This is a genomic window from Microbacterium sp. 22195 (assembly GCF_052056515.1).
Lineage (GTDB): Bacteria > Actinomycetota > Actinomycetes > Actinomycetales > Microbacteriaceae > Microbacterium.
Genome location: NZ_JBQEPE010000008.1, coordinates 1 through 18678 on the forward strand (window position 1 = coordinate 1; position 18678 = coordinate 18678).

16 protein-coding genes are annotated in these 18678 nt (G+C 69.4%); 7 read left to right on the forward strand and 9 right to left on the reverse strand.

Annotated elements, in window-relative coordinates; translation table 11 throughout:
* Positions 1-246: 246 nt before the first annotated feature.
* Positions 247-729 carry a MarR family winged helix-turn-helix transcriptional regulator gene (locus tag ACTJJ4_RS17255; RefSeq protein ID WP_440944459.1) on the reverse strand — a complete coding sequence of 161 codons (483 nt, stop codon included), beginning with the start codon at positions 727-729 and terminating at the stop codon, positions 247-249.
* A gap of 91 nt (positions 730-820) precedes the next feature.
* On the opposite strand from ACTJJ4_RS17255, the gene ACTJJ4_RS17260 reads away from it, so the two are divergent.
* The 4 genes from ACTJJ4_RS17260 to ACTJJ4_RS17275 all read left to right on the forward strand — a co-directional run bounded on the left by ACTJJ4_RS17260 (position 821) and on the right by ACTJJ4_RS17275 (position 5672).
* The gene (locus tag ACTJJ4_RS17260; RefSeq protein ID WP_440944460.1) at positions 821-1933 is read left to right on the forward strand and encodes an LLM class flavin-dependent oxidoreductase; all 1113 of its coding nucleotides are present in this window, start codon (positions 821-823) and stop codon (positions 1931-1933) included.
* Positions 1926-2633: an NADPH-dependent F420 reductase gene (locus tag ACTJJ4_RS17265; protein ID WP_440944461.1), complete on the forward strand. Its 708-nt coding sequence runs from the start codon at positions 1926-1928 to the stop codon at positions 2631-2633. The genes ACTJJ4_RS17260 and ACTJJ4_RS17265 overlap by 8 nt, the downstream gene beginning before the upstream one ends.
* 269 nt (positions 2634-2902) lie before the next feature.
* Positions 2903-4564 (forward strand): glycoside hydrolase family 13 protein, encoded by a 1662-nt coding sequence (locus ACTJJ4_RS17270; protein ID WP_440944462.1) that lies wholly within the window; start codon positions 2903-2905, stop codon positions 4562-4564.
* 106 nt (positions 4565-4670) lie between these two features.
* On the forward strand, positions 4671-5672 hold the full coding sequence (locus ACTJJ4_RS17275) for a LacI family DNA-binding transcriptional regulator (RefSeq protein WP_440944463.1): 1002 nt from the start codon (positions 4671-4673) through the stop codon (positions 5670-5672).
* A gap of 182 nt (positions 5673-5854) precedes the next feature.
* Here the strand turns inward: ACTJJ4_RS17275 and ACTJJ4_RS17280 are convergent, their stop codons facing one another.
* From ACTJJ4_RS17280 to ACTJJ4_RS17305, 6 genes are all read right to left on the reverse strand, one after another.
* Entirely contained in the window at positions 5855-8113 is a 2259-nt protein-coding gene (locus tag ACTJJ4_RS17280) for a glycoside hydrolase family 3 N-terminal domain-containing protein (protein ID WP_440944464.1), read from the reverse strand.
* Positions 8110-9171, reverse strand: coding sequence for an ABC transporter permease (locus ACTJJ4_RS17285; protein ID WP_440944465.1), 1062 nt, complete (start codon positions 9169-9171; stop codon positions 8110-8112). Before ACTJJ4_RS17285 ends, ACTJJ4_RS17280 begins: the two co-directional genes overlap by 4 nt.
* Before the next feature lie 2 nt (positions 9172-9173).
* Entirely contained in the window at positions 9174-10292 is a 1119-nt protein-coding gene (locus ACTJJ4_RS17290; protein WP_440944466.1) for an ABC transporter permease, read from the reverse strand.
* Positions 10289-11098: an ABC transporter ATP-binding protein gene (locus ACTJJ4_RS17295; RefSeq protein WP_440944467.1), complete on the reverse strand. Its 810-nt coding sequence runs from the start codon at positions 11096-11098 to the stop codon at positions 10289-10291. The genes ACTJJ4_RS17290 and ACTJJ4_RS17295 overlap by 4 nt, the downstream gene beginning before the upstream one ends.
* Positions 11095-11919: an ABC transporter ATP-binding protein gene (locus ACTJJ4_RS17300; RefSeq protein WP_440944468.1), complete on the reverse strand. Its 825-nt coding sequence runs from the start codon at positions 11917-11919 to the stop codon at positions 11095-11097. The genes ACTJJ4_RS17295 and ACTJJ4_RS17300 overlap by 4 nt, the downstream gene beginning before the upstream one ends.
* A gap of 65 nt (positions 11920-11984) precedes the next feature.
* Positions 11985-13658 carry an ABC transporter substrate-binding protein gene (locus ACTJJ4_RS17305; protein WP_440944469.1) on the reverse strand — a complete coding sequence of 558 codons (1674 nt, stop codon included), beginning with the start codon at positions 13656-13658 and terminating at the stop codon, positions 11985-11987.
* Between the two features lie 166 nt (positions 13659-13824).
* Here ACTJJ4_RS17305 and ACTJJ4_RS17310 point away from each other — a divergent pair, with 166 nt between their 5' ends.
* Complete coding sequence (locus tag ACTJJ4_RS17310) at positions 13825-14466, forward strand: TetR/AcrR family transcriptional regulator (RefSeq protein ID WP_440944470.1); 642 nt, start codon at positions 13825-13827, stop codon at positions 14464-14466.
* Here ACTJJ4_RS17310 and ACTJJ4_RS17315 read toward each other — a convergent pair whose 3' ends face one another.
* Positions 14467-15657, reverse strand: coding sequence for an MFS transporter (locus ACTJJ4_RS17315; RefSeq protein ID WP_440944471.1), 1191 nt, complete (start codon positions 15655-15657; stop codon positions 14467-14469).
* A 70-nt stretch (positions 15658-15727) separates the two neighbouring features.
* Here ACTJJ4_RS17315 and ACTJJ4_RS17320 point away from each other — a divergent pair, with 70 nt between their 5' ends.
* On the forward strand, positions 15728-16846 hold the full coding sequence (locus ACTJJ4_RS17320) for a polysaccharide deacetylase family protein (protein WP_440944472.1): 1119 nt from the start codon (positions 15728-15730) through the stop codon (positions 16844-16846).
* 115 nt (positions 16847-16961) lie between these two features.
* Here ACTJJ4_RS17320 and ACTJJ4_RS17325 read toward each other — a convergent pair whose 3' ends face one another.
* Positions 16962-17165, reverse strand: a complete 204-nt coding sequence (locus tag ACTJJ4_RS17325) for a cold-shock protein (RefSeq protein ID WP_285631824.1) — start codon at positions 17163-17165, stop codon at positions 16962-16964.
* A 291-nt stretch (positions 17166-17456) separates the two neighbouring features.
* Between ACTJJ4_RS17325 and ACTJJ4_RS17330 the strand changes: the two genes are divergently transcribed.
* Positions 17457-18671 (forward strand): amidohydrolase, encoded by a 1215-nt coding sequence (locus tag ACTJJ4_RS17330; protein ID WP_440944473.1) that lies wholly within the window; start codon positions 17457-17459, stop codon positions 18669-18671.
* Positions 18672-18678: the final 7 nt, after the last annotated feature.

Sequence of the window (18678 nt, forward strand, 5' to 3'; positions counted from 1 at the left end):
ACGCACCCACACACCCACCCCATCAGGGCGAGAAGCGCAGGGCAACTTCACAATCATACCCGGCAGATCCAGGACTGTTGACCAGTCGTTCCGGAGCCGGAACCTCCATCTTACACCAGCGAAGCCGTCAGTGGAAGTTGAGGATTTCCGTTCGCTGCTTGGAGGGGAGCCAGGCCTTCAGGCCTTCCGCTCAACCGCTTGGGGCGAACAAGTAATAATTTACGTGGATCCCGGGCACCCGGCAAATCAGCTGCGGAGCCCGGGCGTGTCGCCCGCTTTCCGGCGCAGCGCAGCCGCGATCCCGCCCGCGTCATCGAGCTGCTGCGGGGAGAGCACGTCGACGAACAGCTCCTTGACCGCGCGCAGGTGCGGGACCGAGCCGGCGCGGAACAGCTCCAGGCCCACCGCGGTGATCGTCACCTCCACGCCGCGCGCCTCCGCCTCGCTCGCGTCCCTCGTGATGAGGCCGCGGCGCTCCATCCTCCTCAGGTGATGGGACAGCCTGCTGCGCTCCCATCCCACGGCCTCCGCCAGCTGCGCCGAGCGGAGCGTGCGTCGCGGCGCCTCACTCAGGGCCAGCAGCACGCTGTAGTCCCCGGATGACATCCCCGACTCCGACAGCATCCTGCCGTCCAGGGTGCGCCGCAGCGCGTCGGCGGTCTCGATGTACTCGCGCCACACGCGCAGCTGCGCAGGGGTGGGCGTGCTCCTCGTCCTGTCCGCAGGCATCCGTCCTCCTCGGGAATGGATAGGCTCACCATACGGTTGAGCCGATTGACACGTCAACCAATAGGACGTCGCACAGGAAGGTCGGCACACCATGAGCGCCTCGGTCGAGGACATCGAGTTCGGGCTGAACTCCTTCGGGGACGTCGCCACCGAGGCCGGTCGGGTGATGTCGGATGCCGAGTCCCTGCGGCTGCTGGTCGAGGAGGCGCAGCTGGCCGAGTCCGTGGGCCTGGACGTCTTCAGCATCGGCGAGCACTACAAGGAGGGCTCGGTCGACTCGGCGACTCCGGTGGTGCTGGCCGCCGCAGCGCAGGCGACCTCCCGCATCCACCTCGGCACCTCCGTCACGGTGCTGTCCACGCAGGACCCGGTGCGGCTCTACCAGCAGTTCGCCACCGTCGACGGCGTCTCCGGTGGCCGCACCGAGATGGTCCTCGGCCGGGCATCCGCCATCGAGTCCTTCCCCCTGTTCGGCTACGACATCGCCGAGTACGAGGAGATCTTCGAGGAGAAGCTCGAGCTGTTCATGCGCCTGATGCGCGAGGATCGCGTGACCTGGTCGGGCAAGTACCGCACCCCGCTGGAGGACGTGCGACTGCATCCCCGGATGCCGGAGGGCGGCATCCCCACCTGGATCGGCATCGGCGGCAGCCCTGACTCCGTGATCCGCGCCGCCCGTTACGGCCTGCCCCTGATGATGGCCATCATCGGCGGGCGCCCCGAGCGCTTCGCCGGCCACGTGGAGCTGTACCTGCGCGCCCTCGCCAAGTACGGCCACCGGGAGCTGCCGGTCGCGCAGCACTCCATCGGACTGATCGCAGACTCGGACGACGAGGCGAGGAACACGCACTGGCAGTACTGGGAGCCGATGGTGCAGCAGCTCAGCAAGGAGCGCGGCTTCTACCCGCCGACGCCCGAGCGCTACGCGGAGGAGGTCGACTCCGGCGCACTGTACGTCGGCTCACCCGAGACCGTCGCACAGAAGATGGCGAAGGCGTTTCGCGACAACCACCTCTCCCGCTTCGACCTGAAGTACGACCTGACGCACCTGCCGCGCGAGGCGCGGGAGAACAGCATCCGCCTGCTCGGCGAGAGGGTGGTGCCCCGGGTCCGCGAGCTCCTCGCCGAGGACCCGGGGAGCTGGTACCCGACCCGCCGCCAGGTCGCCCAGATCACCAAGGATGGCAAGGCCGTCCATGCCTGAGACCACGAACCCCCAGGAGAAGTCCATGACCACCATCGGCATCCTCGGCGCCGGCAAGGTCGGCACCGCGCTCGCCCGCCTCGCCGTGGCGGCCGGCCACCGCGTGCTGATCGCCGGCTCGCGCGACCCCGAGCGCATCGCACTGACCGTGGAGGTCCTGGTGCCTGGTGCGACCGCCGTGCACGCCGCCGACGCGATCCGCGAAGCCGACATCGTGGTGCTCGCCCTGCCGCTCGGCAAGCACGACACCCTCGACGCCGACCTGCTGCGCGGCAAGCTCGTGATCGACACGATGAACTACTGGTGGGAGACCGACGGCATCCGCGACGACCTGGACGATCCCCGCACCTCGACCAGCGAGCTCGTGCAGGAGCACCTCGCGGGCGCCCGCGTGGTGAAGGCGCTGAACCACATGGGCTACCACGACCTCGAGGACGAGTCCCGTCCCGCAGGCGCGCAGGGCCGCAAGGCCATCGCGGTGGCCGGTGACGATGCGGACGACGTGGCGACGGTGTCAGCCCTGGTGGACGCTCTGGGCTTCGATCCGGTGCTCGCCGGCCCGCTTGCGAACGGCGTCGTACTGCAGCCCGGATACCCGACCTTCGGCGCGAACGTCACCGCCGGGCAGCTGCGCGAGCTGATGGACGCCGCGGCCGTGCAGCACGGCACGGCGCTGGAGGCTGCGCGGCGCTCGGCCTGAGCCGCGGCCGGATGCCCCGCGCGGGCGCGCATGAGGGCAGAGCGCGGCATCCGCAGCGGCGCGCAGGCGCAGCATCCGCTCTCTTCTGAAGGACACTCTCGGTTCTGAAGGATGCGCGGGCGCCGAGCTTCCTTCAGAACCGCGTCCTTCCTTCAGAGCTGCGCGAGGGCGAGCACCCGATTTACACCTCTCCCGCCCGCCACGCCCGAATCGAACCGATTCGATCCCCGCACTTCCGGAACTGTAAGCGCTTCCAGTAGCCTGTTCGCATGGCACAGCTCGAGCAGGTCGCATCCCCCGGTTCCGAATGGTGGCGCACGGCCGTCATCTACCAGATCTATCCGCGCTCCTTCGCCGACGCCTCGGGCGACGGCATCGGCGACCTGCCGGGCATCACCGCGCGACTCGACGACCTGAAGAGCCTCGGCGTCGACGCGATCTGGCTGAGCCCGTTCATGACCAGCCCGCAGAAGGACGCCGGCTACGACGTGGCCGACTACCGCGACGTCGACCCGCTGTTCGGCACGCTCGCCGACTTCGACGCCATGCTCGACGCGGCGCACGCCCGCGGCATCCGGGTGATCGTCGATCTCGTCCCCAACCACTCCAGCGACCAGCACGTCTGGTTCCAGCAGGCCCTCAAGGCCGCACCCGGCAGCCCCGAGCGCGCCCGCTACGTGTTCCGTGACGGACGAGGCGAGAACGGCGAGCTGCCCCCGAACAACTGGGAGAGCGTGTTCGGCGGCGGTATGTGGGAGCGGGTGACCGAGGCCGACGGCACGCCCGGACAGTGGTACCTGCACATCTTCGACGCCAGCCAGCCCGACTTCGACTGGACCAACGAGGAGGTGCGCGAGGAGTTCCGCAGCATCCTGCGCTTCTGGCTCGACCGCGGCGTCGACGGCTTCCGCGTCGACGTCGCGCACGGCATGGTCAAGGAGGCCGGCCTTCCGGACTACGCGCCCGTGGCCGACGCGGACTCCATGGGCGGCGGCGAGGAGAACGTGCCGTACTGGGGCCAGGACGAGGTGCACGACATCTACCGCGACTGGCACAAGGTGATGGCGGAGTACGACGGCGACCGCGCACTGTGCGGAGAGGCCTGGCTGCCCACTCTGAAGAAGACCGCGCTCTGGGTGCGCCCCGACGAGATGCACCAGACCTTCAACTTCCCGTACCTGATGTCGGAGTGGGATGCCGCGGCGCTGCGCGCCGTCATCCGGGACTCCCTCGACGCCTTCGGCGAGGTGGGCGCTCCAAGCACCTGGGTGCTGTCGAACCACGACGTGATCCGGCACGCCTCGCGCCTGGCCCTGACCGCCGACAGCCCGCAGGGCGACGGCATCGGGCCGAAGTCGAAGGGCAAGCCCGACCCGGCCATCGGACTCTCCCGCGGGCGCGCCGCGACCACCGTCATGCTCTCCCTCCCCGGTTCGGCGTACGTCTACCAGGGCGAGGAGTTGGGCCTTCCCGAGGCGATGGAGATCCCGGACGAGTTCCGCCAGGACCCCACCTGGTTCCGCACGAACGGCGAGCGCTACGGCCGCGACGGCTGCCGCGTGCCCCTGCCGTGGACGGCGTCGGGCAAGGCGTTCGGGTTCAACGACACCGGCGCATCCTGGCTGCCGCAGCCGGCCGAGTGGGCGGGCTTCGCCCGGGATGCCGAGGAGCAGGACCCGACCTCGACCCTGAACCTGTACAAGGCGCTGCTCGCAGAGCGCCGTGCGCGCGGGCTCGGCTCCGGCTCGCTGGTGTGGGACGACGTGGATGCCGCCGCCGTGGCGTTCCACCGCGGCGACCTGCACGTGGTGGCGAACCTGGGCTCCGAGCCGATCGAGCTCGGCGAGGGCGTGACGTTCGTGATCCAGTCCGAGCCGTTCGCCGGCACCGCCCTGCCTCCGAACACCGCAGCCTGGTTCACCCGGGCCTGATCCAGTGCGCGAGACTTGCCTTGCGGCATGAGACGACCGGCCTTCGCGGCGGCCGTCTCACGCCGCAAGGCCGGTCCCGCGGCCCGAGAAGAGCAGGAGTGACGCCATGGTGAGCATCGACGAGGTCGCGAAGCTCGCGGGAGTGTCGACCGCGACCGTGTCGCGGGCGCTCAGCGGACGCGGGCACGTGTCCGCCGGCGCGCGCGATCGCGTGCACGTCGCTGCCGAGACGCTCGGGTACGTCGTGTCGTCGCGGGCGTCGAGCCTGGCATCCGGCCGCACCCAGAACGTCGGCGTGATCGTCCCGTTCCTGGACCGCTGGTTCTTCAGCACAGTGCTCTCCGGCGCGACGAGCGCCCTGATGCGCGCCGGCTACGACATCACGCTCTACAACATCACGGCCGACGCCGCGGTCCGGCACGAGGTGTTCTCCACGTTCCTGCGTCGCCAGCGCGTGGACGCGGTCGTCGCCGTGTCCATCGAGCTCGACGACGACGAGACCGGCCAGCTGCTCGACCTGGGGCTGCCGGTGATCGCGATCGGCGGCCCGAACCCGCGGCTGCGCACGCTCACCGTCGACGACACCGCGGTCGCGCGCCTGGCGACCGATCACCTGATCGGCCTCGGCCACCGCGACATCGCGCACATCGGCGCGAACCCGGAGTTCGACATCGACTTCCACATCCCGACCCAGCGCCGCCTCGGCTTCGAGCAGGCGCTGACGGATGCCGGGATCACGCCGAACCACGCCTTCCTGGAGCCCGCGGACTTCACCGTCGACGGCGGCTTCCGCGCGGCCAAGCAGCTGCTGGGGCGCCCCGGCCCTCGTCCGACGGCGATCTTCGCAGCATCCGACGAGATGGCGATCGGCGCGATCCTCGCCGCCCGCGATCTGGGCTTCCGGGTGCCGCAGGACCTCTCGATCGTCGGGATCGACGGGCACGAGCTGGGCGAGTTCTTCCAGCTCACGACCGTCGACCAGTTCCCGATGGCGCAGGGCGAGCGCGCCGCGCAGGCGATCCTCGCGCAGCTGGAGGGCGGTGCGGATGCCCCCGGCGGCGAGCTGCCGTACGAGCTGATCGTCCGCGGCACGACCGCGCGGGTGTAGTCGCGGGCTGGTCCTGCGTGCGGCGACGCACGCGCTCGCGCGACCGCGCCGAGCACTTCGCGCGGAGATGTGCCCTTCCCGCGGACCGAATCACAGCATCCGTCCGCGCGAAGCGCACATTCCCGCGCCAAGTGCACAGCATGCGAGAGCGCGTCGCGGCGCGCGGCGATGACCGCGCGGGGTCAGCGCACGGTGAACTCGGCCCGCAGCAGCGCCTCGTCGCGGGACGACGGGCCGACCAGCAGCTCGAAGTCGCCGGGCTCGACGATCCGGCGACCGCTGGCATCGACGATCGTGCAGTCCGCGACGGGCAGTTCGATGCGCACGCGCTGGGACTCACCCGGCGCCAACGGCACCTGCCGGTGGGTCTTCAGCTCCTTGTCCGCCCAGCTGACGCTGGTCACGGCGTCGCGCACATAGACCTGCACGGTCTCCAGCACCGGCCGCGAGCCCGTGTTGGTCACCGTCACGTCCGCGGCGATCGTGCCGTCGGCGCAGACCGAGGCCGAGAGCACGGTCAGCGCTGAGTACTCGACGGTCGTGTACGACAGCCCCTCGCCGAAGGCCCAGGCGGGCGACTGGGTCAGGTCGGCGTAGCGGTGGCCGTGCTGGCCGCGGATCTGGTTGTAGTACGTCGGCTGCTGGCCGACGTGACGCGCGAACGAGATGGGAAGCCGTCCCGAGGGCTCGATGGCACCGGTGATCAGCTCGGCGATCGCGCGGCCGCCCTGCATCCCGGGGTTCGCCGCCCAGATCACGGCGGCGGCCCGAGAGGCGGATGCCGGCAGCACCAGCGGCTTGGAGGCGAGCAGCACGATCACCACCGGTCTCCCGGTGGCGATCAGCGCGTCCAGCAGCGCGTTCTGCCCGCCGATGAGCTCGAGCGTCGCCGTGGATCGCCCCTCGCCCACCAGCTCGATCCGGTCGCCGACGACGGCGACGACGACATCCGCGGCCTCCGCCTCCCGGACGGCCTCGGCGATCAGCCGCTGATCCGGCGGCGTCGGCACCACCAGCGGCGGGCGCGGCTGTCCGTCTGGGAACCTCGCACCGAGCGGGTCGTCAACCAGCGTGAGGATGTCCGCGCCGCGCGCGTGATGCACGGCGAGGCCGTCGACAGCGAGGAGCCCGTCGAGCACAGTGATGATCATCTCCCGCGGCTGCCCGTCCAGCCAGCCTGCCTGCCCCGAGCCGCCGGCCCAGTCGCCGAGCTGGGTCTGCGCATCGTCGGCGAGCGGACCGACCACGGCGACCCGCAGCGGCTCGGCAGCCGGCAGGAGAGGCCCACCAGGCGCAACCGGCAGAAGAGGTAGAGTCCCGTCGTTCTCGAGCAGGACGAGCGAGCGCCGCGCCACCTCGAGGTTCAGGTCGGCGTGCGCCCGGCTGCCGACCACCGTGTCGAGGTGCTCGGACGGCATCCGCGGGTCCTCGAACAGTCCGAGGTCGAACTTGAGAGTCAGGATGCGGCGCACGGCGTCGTCGAAGGCGTCCGCCGCGATCAGCCCCTGCTCCACCGCGGCGAGCGCGCCTTCGAAGAACCCGGGCGTCGTCATGATCATGTCGTTGCCGGCCTTCGTCGCGGCCGCGGCGGCGTGCGCGTAGTCGGGCTGCACATGCTGCTCCCACACCATGCGCCCGACGTTGTCCCAGTCGGTGACCAGCGTGCCGGTGTAGCCCCACTCGCCCTTGAGGACGTCGGTGAGCAGCCACTCGTTCAGCGTGATCGGCACGCCGTCCGTGGTCTGGTAGCCGAGCATGAACGTGCGGCAGCCCTCCCGGGCGACTCGCTCGAACGGAGGCAGGAACCACGAGCGGAGCTTGCGGGGCGAGATGTCGGCCTCGCTGGCATCCCTCCCGCCCTGGGTCTCGGAGTAGCCGGCGAAGTGCTTGGCCGTGGCCAGGACCGCCGTGCGATCCGAGAGGCCGTCCCCCTGGTAGCCGCGCACCATCGCCGATGCCAGCTCGCCGATCAGGTACGGATCCTCGCCGAAGGTCTCGTTCACCCGCCCCCATCGCAGATCGCGGGCGATGCACAGCACCGGGGAGAAGGTCCAGTGGATGCCCGTGACCGCGACCTCCTCGGCGGTGGCCCTCGCGACGCGCTCGAGCAGATCGGCGTCCCAGGACGCCGCCATGCCGAGCTGCGTGGGGTAGATCGTCGCGCCCGGCCAGAACGAGTGACCGTGGATGCAGTCCTCCGCCACCAGCAGCGGGATGCGGAGCCGGGTCTGCGCGACGAGTTCGTTCGCCAGCAGGATCCGCTCCGGAGAGGTGTGCAGGATCGATCCCGCGTGGCGGGAACGCACCGCGTCGTCCAGTTCCTCGCGGGCGTCCAGCTGCAGCATCTGCCCGACCTTCTCCTCGAGGGTCATCCTGTTGAGCAGATCCTCCACACGATCGGCGGTCGGCAGAGCGGCGTCCTGATAGGGGTGGGAGGTCAACGTACCGGTTCCTTCGCGTGGTTCTCGCCGGGCTGCGCGCCGGCCTCGTCGGTCCGGGTGGATGCCGGCTGCGTCCGCACCGAGGTGACGGCGGCGTTCAGATCCAGGCCCTTCTTCCTCATGGCGCGAGCCCGCTCCCCCGCGGAGCGGAGCCGCGGGTTGACGTACTCGTCGATGCCGAAGTTGATCAGCGCCAGGGCGACGCCGACCAGCGCGATGCACAGGCCGGCGGGGACGTACCACCACCAGTAGTCCGGGAACGCGTTGTTCTGCTGCGCCCAGAACAGGATGGTGCCCCAGTTCAGGTTCGACACGGGGATCACCCCGATGAAGGCGAGCGTCGTCAGCCCCAGCACCGCGGCGGTCATGGTCCCGACGAAGCTGGAGGCGATGATCGCCATGAGGTTCGGCAGCATCTCCACCAGGATGATGCGGTGCAGCGGCTCGCCGTTGGCCCTGGCGGCCTGGATGAAGTCGCGGTTGCGCAGCGACATGGTCTGCGCACGCAGCACCCGGGCGCCCCACGCCCACCCGGTCAGGCCCAGCACGGCCGCGATGACCCACAGCGGCGGGTCGGCGAACTGCGAGGCGATGATGATCATCAGCGGCAGTCCCGGGATGACCAGGAACACGTTGGACAGCGCCGACAGCGACTCGCTCTTCCAGCCGCGCAGGTATCCCGCCGTCACCCCGACGACGATCGCGACCACCGTGGCCATGATCGTCGCCAGGAATCCGACCACGAGCACGCCGCGCGTGCCGTAGACCATCTGGCTGAAGACGTCCTCGCCGATGTGCGTCGTCCCCAGCAGGTGCTGGAACGACGGCGGCTGCAGCGTCTGGTCGAGGTGCTGCGCGGTCGGGTCGTACGGGGCGATCAGCGGCGCGAGGATCGCGACCAGCGTGAAGATCCCGAGGATGACGAGCCCCGTGGCCGACTTGGCGTTGCTGAACATCGCCATCGATGCGCCCAGCTGACTCCAGAACGTCTTCCGCCGGGGCGCCGGGGGCGCGGTGAACGCCTGCTGGGCGATCAGGTTCTGCGTGGGAGCGGTCATGATCAGGCCTCCGTCTGCCGGGTGCGCGGGTCGAGGATCGCGTAGGCGATGTCGGCGAGGATGTTGGCGATCAGCACGGCGAGGACCAGCACCAGGAAGATCCCCTGCATCAGGGCGAAGTCCTTGGCGTTGGTCGCGCTGAGCAGCAGCAGACCGATGCCCGGGTAGGAGAACACCATCTCCATCACGATCGTGCCGCCGACGATGAACCCGAGGGCCAGGGCGAAGCTCTGGATCTGGGGCAGCACGGCGTTGCGAGCGGCATAGCGCCACAGCACGCGCTTGTCGGGCATGCCCTTCGCCTGCGCGACGGTGACGTAGTCCTCGTCGAGCACCGTGAGCATCATGTTGCGCATCCCGAGCACCCAGCCGCCCAGGGAGACGAGCACGATCGTGATCACGGGGAGCACGGCGTGCGAGACGACCTGCGAGATGAACTCTCCGTTCCAGCCCGGCTCGACGCCCACCTCGTACGCGTGCCCCGCGGGGAACCATCCGAGCACGGTGGCGAACACCGCGATGAAGATCAGGCCGAGCCAGAAGTAGGGCACGGTGCCGAGGAACGTGGTGATCGGCACCAGCGAGTCGAGCCTGCCGCCCCGTCTCCAGCCGATCACGGCGCCGAGCACGGTACCGATGATGAACGAGATCACGGTCGCCACGCCCACCAGTCCGAGCGTCCACGGCAATGCCGCGGCGATCGCCTCACCCACCGGCGCCATGCCCGTGGAGATCGAGACGCCCAGGTCGCCGTGCAGCAGGTTGCCCCAGTAGGTGAGGTACTGCTGCCAGAGCGGGATGGACTTGTCCAGGCCGAACAGGATGCGCAGCGCCTTCTCGGCATCCGGGGTGAGCTGTCCCTGGCTGCGCGCCATGTAGGCGTCGACCGCGTCGCCCTTCATCAGCCGCGGGAGGAAGAAGTTGATGGTGATCGCCGCCCACGCCGTGAACGCGTAGAACGCGACGCGACTGCCGATGAACCGCCAGGGCACGCGGATGCCGCCGTGCTCGGCCTTCGTCGCGGTCGTCCCGACCAGCGTCGGGTCGGTCGTCCCAGCGGCGGCGTGCTGTTCCGCGGATGCCCGGTCCACCGCTTCCGCCGATGTCTGCTCCGCGCTCATCGCGCGCCTCCTGCCTGTGTCGCGGCGGTCCGGAAGAACTCCTCCGGATCGGGGGATGCGGCGCGCAGCTCGCGTGTGTAGGGGTCCGTCGGGTTCAGGATCACGTCGTCCGCGGGCCCGTACTCGACCGCCCTGCCCTGGTTGAGCACCATGATCTCGTCGCTGAAGTGCCGGGCCGTGGCGAGGTCGTGCGTGATGTAGAGCACGCCGAGCCCCTGCTCGCGCTGCAGATCCGCGAGCAGATTGAGCACGCCGAGCCGCAGGGACACGTCCAGCATCGACACCGGCTCGTCGGCGACCAGCAGCGCGGGCCGCGATGCCAGCGCACGGGCGATCGCCACCCGCTGGCGCTGCCCGCCGGACAGCTCATGCGGGCGTCGCTCCATCACGGCATCCGGATCGAGCTTCACGCGCTCCAGCAGCCGGCGCACTTCGGCGTCGATCTCGCCGGACGGGACGACCTTGTCAAGGCGCAGGGGACGCTCGACGTGGTGGCGGATGGAGTGGTACGGGTTCAGCGAGGCGAACGGGTCCTGGAACACCATGCGCAGCTGCTGCCGGTACTTGCGCAGCCCCCGCCCGCCGCGCGGGATGGGCGTGCCGTCGAGCAGCACCTCGCCGTGCGTGGGCGTCTCGAGCTGCGTGAGGATCTTCGCGATCGTCGACTTGCCGCTGCCGGACTGTCCGACCAGTCCGATCGTCTGATGCGAGCGGAGCGTGAAGCTCACATCGTCGAGCGCCCTGATCTGTCCCGATCCTCGGACGTTGTAGATCTTCGTGACGTTCTTGAACTCGAGGGTCGTCATCGCGTCACCACTCCTCTCTCGCCGGTGAGGCGGGGGAACGAGCGCAGCAGGTTCTGCGTGTACTCGTGCCGGGGGTCCGTCCACAGCTCCCTCGCGTCCGAGAGCTCGACGATCTCGCCCTCGCGCATCACGGCGATGCGGTCGCTGATCTCCAGCAGCAGAGGCAGGTCGTGGGTGATGAACACCACCGAGAAGCCGAACTCGTGGCGCAGCTGAGAGATCTGCTTGAGGATCTCCCGCTGCACCAGCACGTCCAGCGCCGTCGTGGGCTCGTCCATGACCATCAGCTGCGGTCGCAGGGCGAGGGCCATCGCGATCATGACGCGCTGGCGCATGCCGCCGGAGAGCTCGTGCGGGTACGACCGCGCGCGCTGAGCGCCCACCTTCACGATCTCGAGCAGCTCGTCCACGGCCTCACGGCGCTCACGACGGCCCATGCGGGGCCGGTGCACCACGAACACGTCGTCGAGCTGCGAGCCGATGGTGGCCACGGGATTGAGGGCGTTCATGGCGCCCTGGAACACCATCGAGATCTTGTCCCAGCGGAAGCGCCGCATCTGCTCCACGTCGAGCGCGTGCAGGTCGATGTCCGCGCCGTCCTCGTCGTGGAAGACGACGCTGCCGCTGGTGATCACGGCCGGGGGCTTGAGGAGTCTCTGCACCCCGTACGCGAGCGTGGTCTTGCCGCTCCCGCTCTCGCCGGCGAGACCGATGATCTCGCCGCGGCGGATGTCGAGCGTGACGTGCTTGACCGCCTCGACCGGCGGATCGACGTCGTACACGACCGAGAAGTCGCGTATCGAGAGGAGGGGATCTGTCATGAGGAGGCCCTTCGGCTCGGTGCAGGTCCGGGGCGGGAGAGCCCGCCCCGGACCTGCGATGACGACTACTTGACCGGCTTCAGGTTCATCAGCACCTGGACGGCGGACGGCTGCGTCGGGTCGGCGGTCGCGTACTGGTCGCTCTCGCTCGGCCAGCCCGTGAACGTGCGGGTGTTGTACTCCGCCAGCTGGGGGTGGGTGCCGATCGGGATGGCCGGGACGTCCTCGACGAAGATCTTCTGGATCTTGTTGAGCGCGTCGGTGCGGGCTGCGTCGTCGGATGCCTGGGCGTACTGCTTGAGCAGGGCGGTCGCCTCCGGGTTGTCATAGCGGCCGAAGTTGTCGGAGACCTTGCCGCCCGACGCCTGCTCGAGATAGGCGCCGTTCATGACGTCGTCGTAGATGTGCCACGGGTTGGATCCGGAGCCCGACCAGTGCAGTGCCGCATCGAAGTTCCCGGTCGCCATGTTGCTGAACCAGGTGTCTGCGTCGGGCGTCGCGACCTTCGCGTCGGCGCCGAGGGTGCTCTTGACCTGGGTCGCGACGAGCTGGATGCCGGTGACGTAGTCGTTCCATCCCTGCGGGTCCTGCAGGGTGAAGGAGACCGGGTTGCCGGACGGATCGATCAGGGCGTCGTTCTTCCAGGTGTAGCCGGCGTCGGTGAGGATCTTCTTGGCGCCGTCGACGTCGACGGTGAAGTTCTTGTCCTTGTACTCGGGGGCGATGTACTGGTCACCGGTGGGCTGCGGGATGCCGGTGACGTTCTTCAGCTCCGGACCGGCGTTGCTGCGCGCCTTCTCGGCGTGCGCCTTGCGGTCGACGACCATGTTGACGGCCTTGCGGAACGCGACATCGTTGAACGGCGCCTTCGTGGTGTTGACCAGGATCATGTCGGGGCTCAGGACGTTGGCGCCCCAGAAGACGTTGTGCTTCGGATCCTTGTCGACGAAGTTGGTCTGGTAGTCGGTGATGAAGATCTGCGCCCAGTCGGCCTCCTTGCTCTGCAGCGCGCGGAGCAGGCCGGTGTTGTCGTTGTACTCGAGGTACTTGAGGGTGGCCACCGGGACCTTGCCGCCCCAGTAGTCGTTGCGGGCGCTGAGCACGACGCCCTGCGACGAGAAGCTCTTGATCGTGTAGGGCCCCGTGCCGATGGCATCCTTGACCGGATCCTTGGTCGGGTCGGCGATGCTCTTCCACTGGTGCTCGGGAACGATCGGCACCTGGAGGACGTCGCCCTGCTTGACGAACTTCGACTCGCTGAACGTCATCACGACGTCGTCGCCGTCCTTCTCGATGCCGCTCAGCTTCAGACCGCCGAGGTCGAGGGCGGGGGTGTCCTTGATGAGGGTGAAGGTGAAGACGATGTCGTCGGCGGTGAACAGCTTGCCGTCGTTCCATTTCACGTCCTTGCGCGGGGTGACCGTGAGCTGCGTGTAGTCGCTGTTCCACTCCACCTTCGAGGCGAGCCACGGCGTGGTCTCGTTCTTGCCGACCGGGTTGACCATCGCGAGCGGCTCGTAGATCATCCGGTCGTACGCCAGCGACATTCCGGAGCCGGTGCCGATGAACGGGTTGTTGATCTGGGTCGAGAGCACCCCGGAGCCGTCCGGCTTCGCGACGGTCAGCGAGGTGCCGCCGCCGCTGGATCCGGTCGAGCCGCTCGACGAGCATCCGGTCAGGGCGAGCGCACTCAGTGCGGCGATCGCAGTGCCTGCGATCAAGTACTTCTTGAGCTTCATTGCTTCTCCTAGGGCACGGTGTCCTGGTGCGAGGGGCGAGCGTCTGCGCTCGCTCTCCGGGTTTCACTTACTGGCGAGAAAGTGAATAGACGGTAGGTTACCTACTAGTAAGTAAGCTTTCAAGGGAGCATTATCAGACCGTTACACTCGCCCTGAGGAGGACATCGTGCCGAAGGCCACACAGGACACGCCCCGCACCCGGGCGGCGCAGCACAAGCGCATCGAGATCCTGAACGCGGCCGTCGAGATCTTCGGGAGCAAGGGCTCGACCAACGGCACCCTCGCGGACGTGGCCGAGCAGGTCGGGCTGACCCACGCCGGCGTGCTGCACCACTTCGGCTCCAAGCAGCGGCTGCTGCTCGAGGTGCTGGCGTATCGCGACCAGGCCGACGTCGCCGACCTGGACGACAAGCACATCCCGGGCGGACTCGAGCTGTTCCTGCACCTCGTCCGCACCGCATTCGCGAACGTGCGACGGCCGGGCATCGTGCAGGCCTACACCGTGCTGTCCTCCGAGTCGGTGACCGACGGGCATCCGGGACGGGAGTACTTCGAGGACCGGTACATCACGCTGCGCCGCGAGGTCACCGAGGCCTTCGAGGTGCTGTGCAGGGCCGAGGGCGTCACCGACACCGGCACGATCGCCCACGCCTCCGCCGCCATCCTCGCCGTCATGGACGGCCTGCAGCTGCAATGGCTGCTGCATCCCGAGATCGTCGACCTCGGCGAGTCGAGCGAGTTCGCGATCACCGCGATCGTCAACAGCGTGCTGAACCCCGGACCGCCGCTGGAGTCCTACCGCCGCTGATCAGGCCGTGCGCGCCGCGGGCTTCGCCCGCGACACGATCAGGTGCAGGATCATCGTGGCGGCGAGCACCACGGCGGATGCCGGCACCAGCCCGTCGGCGGGAAGTCCGGACGCCAGCAGCGCGCCGCCCAGCATGCCTCCCAGCGCCGAGCCGAGCTGCATGCCGCTGCCGTTCAGCGCCAGCACCAGCGACATCGCGTCGGGGGCGAGGTCACCCAGCCGGGACTGCAGGGCGACGCCGGACCCGCCGTTGAAGAACGCGCAGCAGAAGAACCAGGCGAACGCCGCGACGGCGCCGGCCGCACCCGGGAGCAGCAGCCCCGCGGTGCCGAGCAGGGCGACCGCGATCAGAATGCCGACGATCAGCGAGATCACGTGCACGGGATCGAACCGGTCGGTGGCGCGCCCCGAGACGATGTTGCCGAACAGGCTGACGACCCCGTAGCCGAACATGGCCGCGATGATCGCGGGCCCCTCGCCGACCCGCGGCCCGAAGATCAGGGTGGCGTAGGTGAAGCACAGGTAGCTCGCGCACATGATCCCGGTGGCCACGAGGATCGAGCCCACCAGGGCCGGACGGGCCAGCGGCTTCAGCGTCTCGCGCAGCGACAGCGCTGGCAGGTGCAGTCTCGGAACGTTCACCAGGATGCCGATCAGCGCGACGGCGCCGACCCCGGTGACCAGGTACAGCGGCAGCCGCCAGTCCTCCTGGCCGATGACGAGTCCGATCGGCACGCCCAGGGCGGTCGCTGCGAGGAAGCCGCCCAGCACGAAAGACAGCGCGCGTCCGCGGCGCTCAGGTGCGGTCTTGGCCAGCACGTAGGCGCTCACCACTGCGCTCAGCAGCGAGCCGCCGATCGCGGAGAGGATGCGGCCGCCCATCGCCATGACGTAGTTCACGGACAGTGCGATCACGAGATTGCCCACGACGAACACGGCCAGCGACGCGGAGATGATCCCCTTGCGCTCCCAGCCGCCGGTGAGCGCGCTGAGCACGGGACCCGCCAGCGCGGCGGTGAGTGCGAACACCGCGACGAGCTGTCCGGCGGCGGGCTCGGAGACGTCGAGGTCCTTCGCGATCTGCGGGAGGAGCCCCGCCAGCACGTAGCCGTCGATGCCCATCGAGAACGTCGCCATCGCCAGCCAGAGCAGGGCGCCGAATCCGGCGGGGCGGGTCTCATCCTTCGTCACCGATCCATCCTTCCAGAGTTCGGCACCGGCACGGCGGGAGGGCATGCCCCAGCGGCCCTATGCTCGTCCCGTGGGGTTCTGGGGACGCCGACGGGGGATGCTCGTCGCGGTGATCGGCACGGCGGTGGCCATCGGCACGGGCGTGGTCGGGCTGTCCGTCATGCCCGGGCTCCTCTCGAGCGCCCCTCCGGCGGAGCCGGAGCCCACGGCATCCGCCTCCCCCACCCCGAGTCCGACGCCGCTCACGCCCGTCGAGCAGCTGCTGGCGACCACCGCCGACCCGCTCGCCTGCGCGGTCGACTTCCGCGGCCCCGGCATCGCACTGCCTCCGATGCTGCAGACCCAGGGCGCGCTGTACACCGGGCTGCCGATCCCCAGACGAGAAGGCGCGGTCTTCGGGGGCTGGTATGCGACGGAGTCGGATGCCGGCGCCCTGACGGCCACCGCCCGCGTCAACGGCGCGCGGCTCGCGAGCTGCGCCGATCGGCGGCAGACCCTGTACGCCGGATGGGCCACGCCCGAGCAGGTCGCCGCCGCGCACACGCGCGTGCCGATCCTGATGTACCACCAGTTCACGACCAGGCCCGAGGGCGAGAAGGGCTGGCTGCGCGGCAACTACGCGTACATCGGTGACTTCGAGGCGCAGATGGCCCACATCGAGCAGACGCGGTTCTACCTGCCCACCTGGGATGAGCTCGACGCGTTCATCGACGGAGCCCTGTACCTGCCGCCGCGCTCGGTGATCGTCACGGACGACGACGCCGATCACACCTGGCTGGAGCTGGCCGTCCCCGTCGTCACCCAGCACCGCGTCCTGACCACCTCGTTCGTCATCACGAAGTTCCGCCACGACGGTCCGCCCTCGCCCTACGTGCTGCAGCGCTCGCACACCGACGACATGCACGAGGCCGGCGCGAACGGCAAGGGGCGGATGGTGAACTGGACGGCTGATCAGATCGCCGCCGATCTGGAGCGCTCGGCGCAGATCCTCGGCGTGAAGGAGGTCGTCGCGTACCCGTACGGGCACGTGAACGAGACCGCCGAGGAGGGCGTGACCAGGGCGGGGTTCACCTTCGGCCGCACCACCGCGTGGGGCTTCGTGACGCCCGGCACGGACAAGCTCAGGCTTCCCGTCATCCGGATGAACTACGGCGACACCGTGCAGACGCTGATCGAGAGGATCGGCTGACCGCCGAACGGAGCCGTAGGGGCGCCGCAGCGAGCCCGCGTCGATCCCGGCCGAAACGCACCGGAGAAGCAGAACCGGCCCGCGAGATCTCGCGGGCCGGTTCGTGATGCTCGGGTCAGAGCGGGCGGATGTTCATCGCCTGCATGCCCTTGGGGCCGCGCTCAGCCTCGAACTCCACCTTCTGGTTCTCGGTGAGTTCCTTGTAGCCCGACGAAGCGATCGCCGAGAAGTGCGCGAAGAGGTCGGCGGAGCCGTCGTCCGGCGCGATGAAGCCGAACCCCTTCTCCGAGTTGAACCATTTCACAGTGCCAGTGGCCATGTGCTTTCTTCTTCCTGTTGAAACGGCCGCCGTGACGGCCGGGTGCGTCCCGGCGGAATGCCGTGGGACGCGGATCGCGCCTCCCGGATGGGAGCGGATGAACGTTGCGGTCGCACGCGCGTGTCCGCGTGCGAAATGGAGAGGGGCGATGGTGACGGTCGCCGAGGTGAGAGATCACCGGGGCCTCCGGATCGGAGGACATGCAACCGTACCACGCGGACCTGCCGCCCCCTGCGGGGCACCGGCGGGGAGCAGTGCTGCCGAACGGCACGGATGGCTAGGCTCAGCGTCATGAGCATCGACCTCGAAGCGCTGTACATCGACCTGCATCAGCACCCTGAGCTCTCGTTTCAGGAGACCCGCACGGCCGGCATCGCCGCCGGCCAACTGCGCGACCTCGGACTGGAGGTGCACGAGGGCGTCGGAGGAACGGGCATCGTGGGCGTGCTCGCCAACGGCGACGGTCCTACCGTCTGGGCCCGTGCCGACATGGACGCCCTGCCGGTCACCGAGGAGACCGGCCTTCCCTACGCCTCGAAGGCGACGGGCGTCGATCCCGACGGCAACGAGGTCGGGGTGATGCACGCCTGCGGCCACGACATGCACGTGACCGCCATGATCGGCGCGGTCGAGCAGCTGGTCTCGGAGCGGGATCAGTGGCAGGGCACGCTGGTCGTCGTGATCCAGCCAGCAGAGGAGCTGGGCGCCGGTGCGCGAGCGATGCTCGACGACGGCGCACTGGACCGGTTCCCGAAGCCGGACATCGTGCTCGGCCAGCACGTCGGGCCGCTGCCGGCGGGCGCGGTCGGCCTGCGCCCCGGTCCGCAGATGTCAGCATCCGACGGTCTGCACGTCGTGCTTCACGGCCAGGGCGGGCACGGCTCGCGGCCGGATTCCACGATCGACCCGGTCGTGATGGCGGCCGCGACGATCATGCGCCTGCAGACGATCGTCTCGCGCGAGGTCGACCCGACGGGGATGGCGGTCGTCACCGTGGGCGCCGTGCACGCCGGCACGAAGAACAACATCATCCCGGCGGAGGCCACGCTGGAGCTCAGCCTGCGCTACCCCGACGATGCGGCCCGTGAGAAGGTGCTGAAGAAGGTCGAGCGCGTGATCCGCGCCGAGGCCGCGGCATCCGGCGCCGAGCGCGACCCCGAGATCTCGACGCTGCACACGCTTCCGGCGACGATCAACGACGCGGATGCCACGGCGCGGGCGACCGCGGCGTTCCAGGCGGCGTTCGGCGAGCAGGCCGTGATCGACACCGGCCTGATCACCGGCAGCGAGGACGTGTCCTGGTTCGCACGGGATGCCGGAGTGCCGCTGGTGTTCTGGTTCTGGGGCGGCGTGGATCCGGCCGCCTTCGCGGCGGCCCTGCAGAACGGCTCGGTCGACCACGACATCCCGACCAACCACTCGCCGTTCTTCGCCCCGGTGATCCACCCGACCATCGAGGTGGGCGTGAAGGCCCTGGTGACCGCAGCGCGGGAGTTCCTCGGCTGAGGCGGCG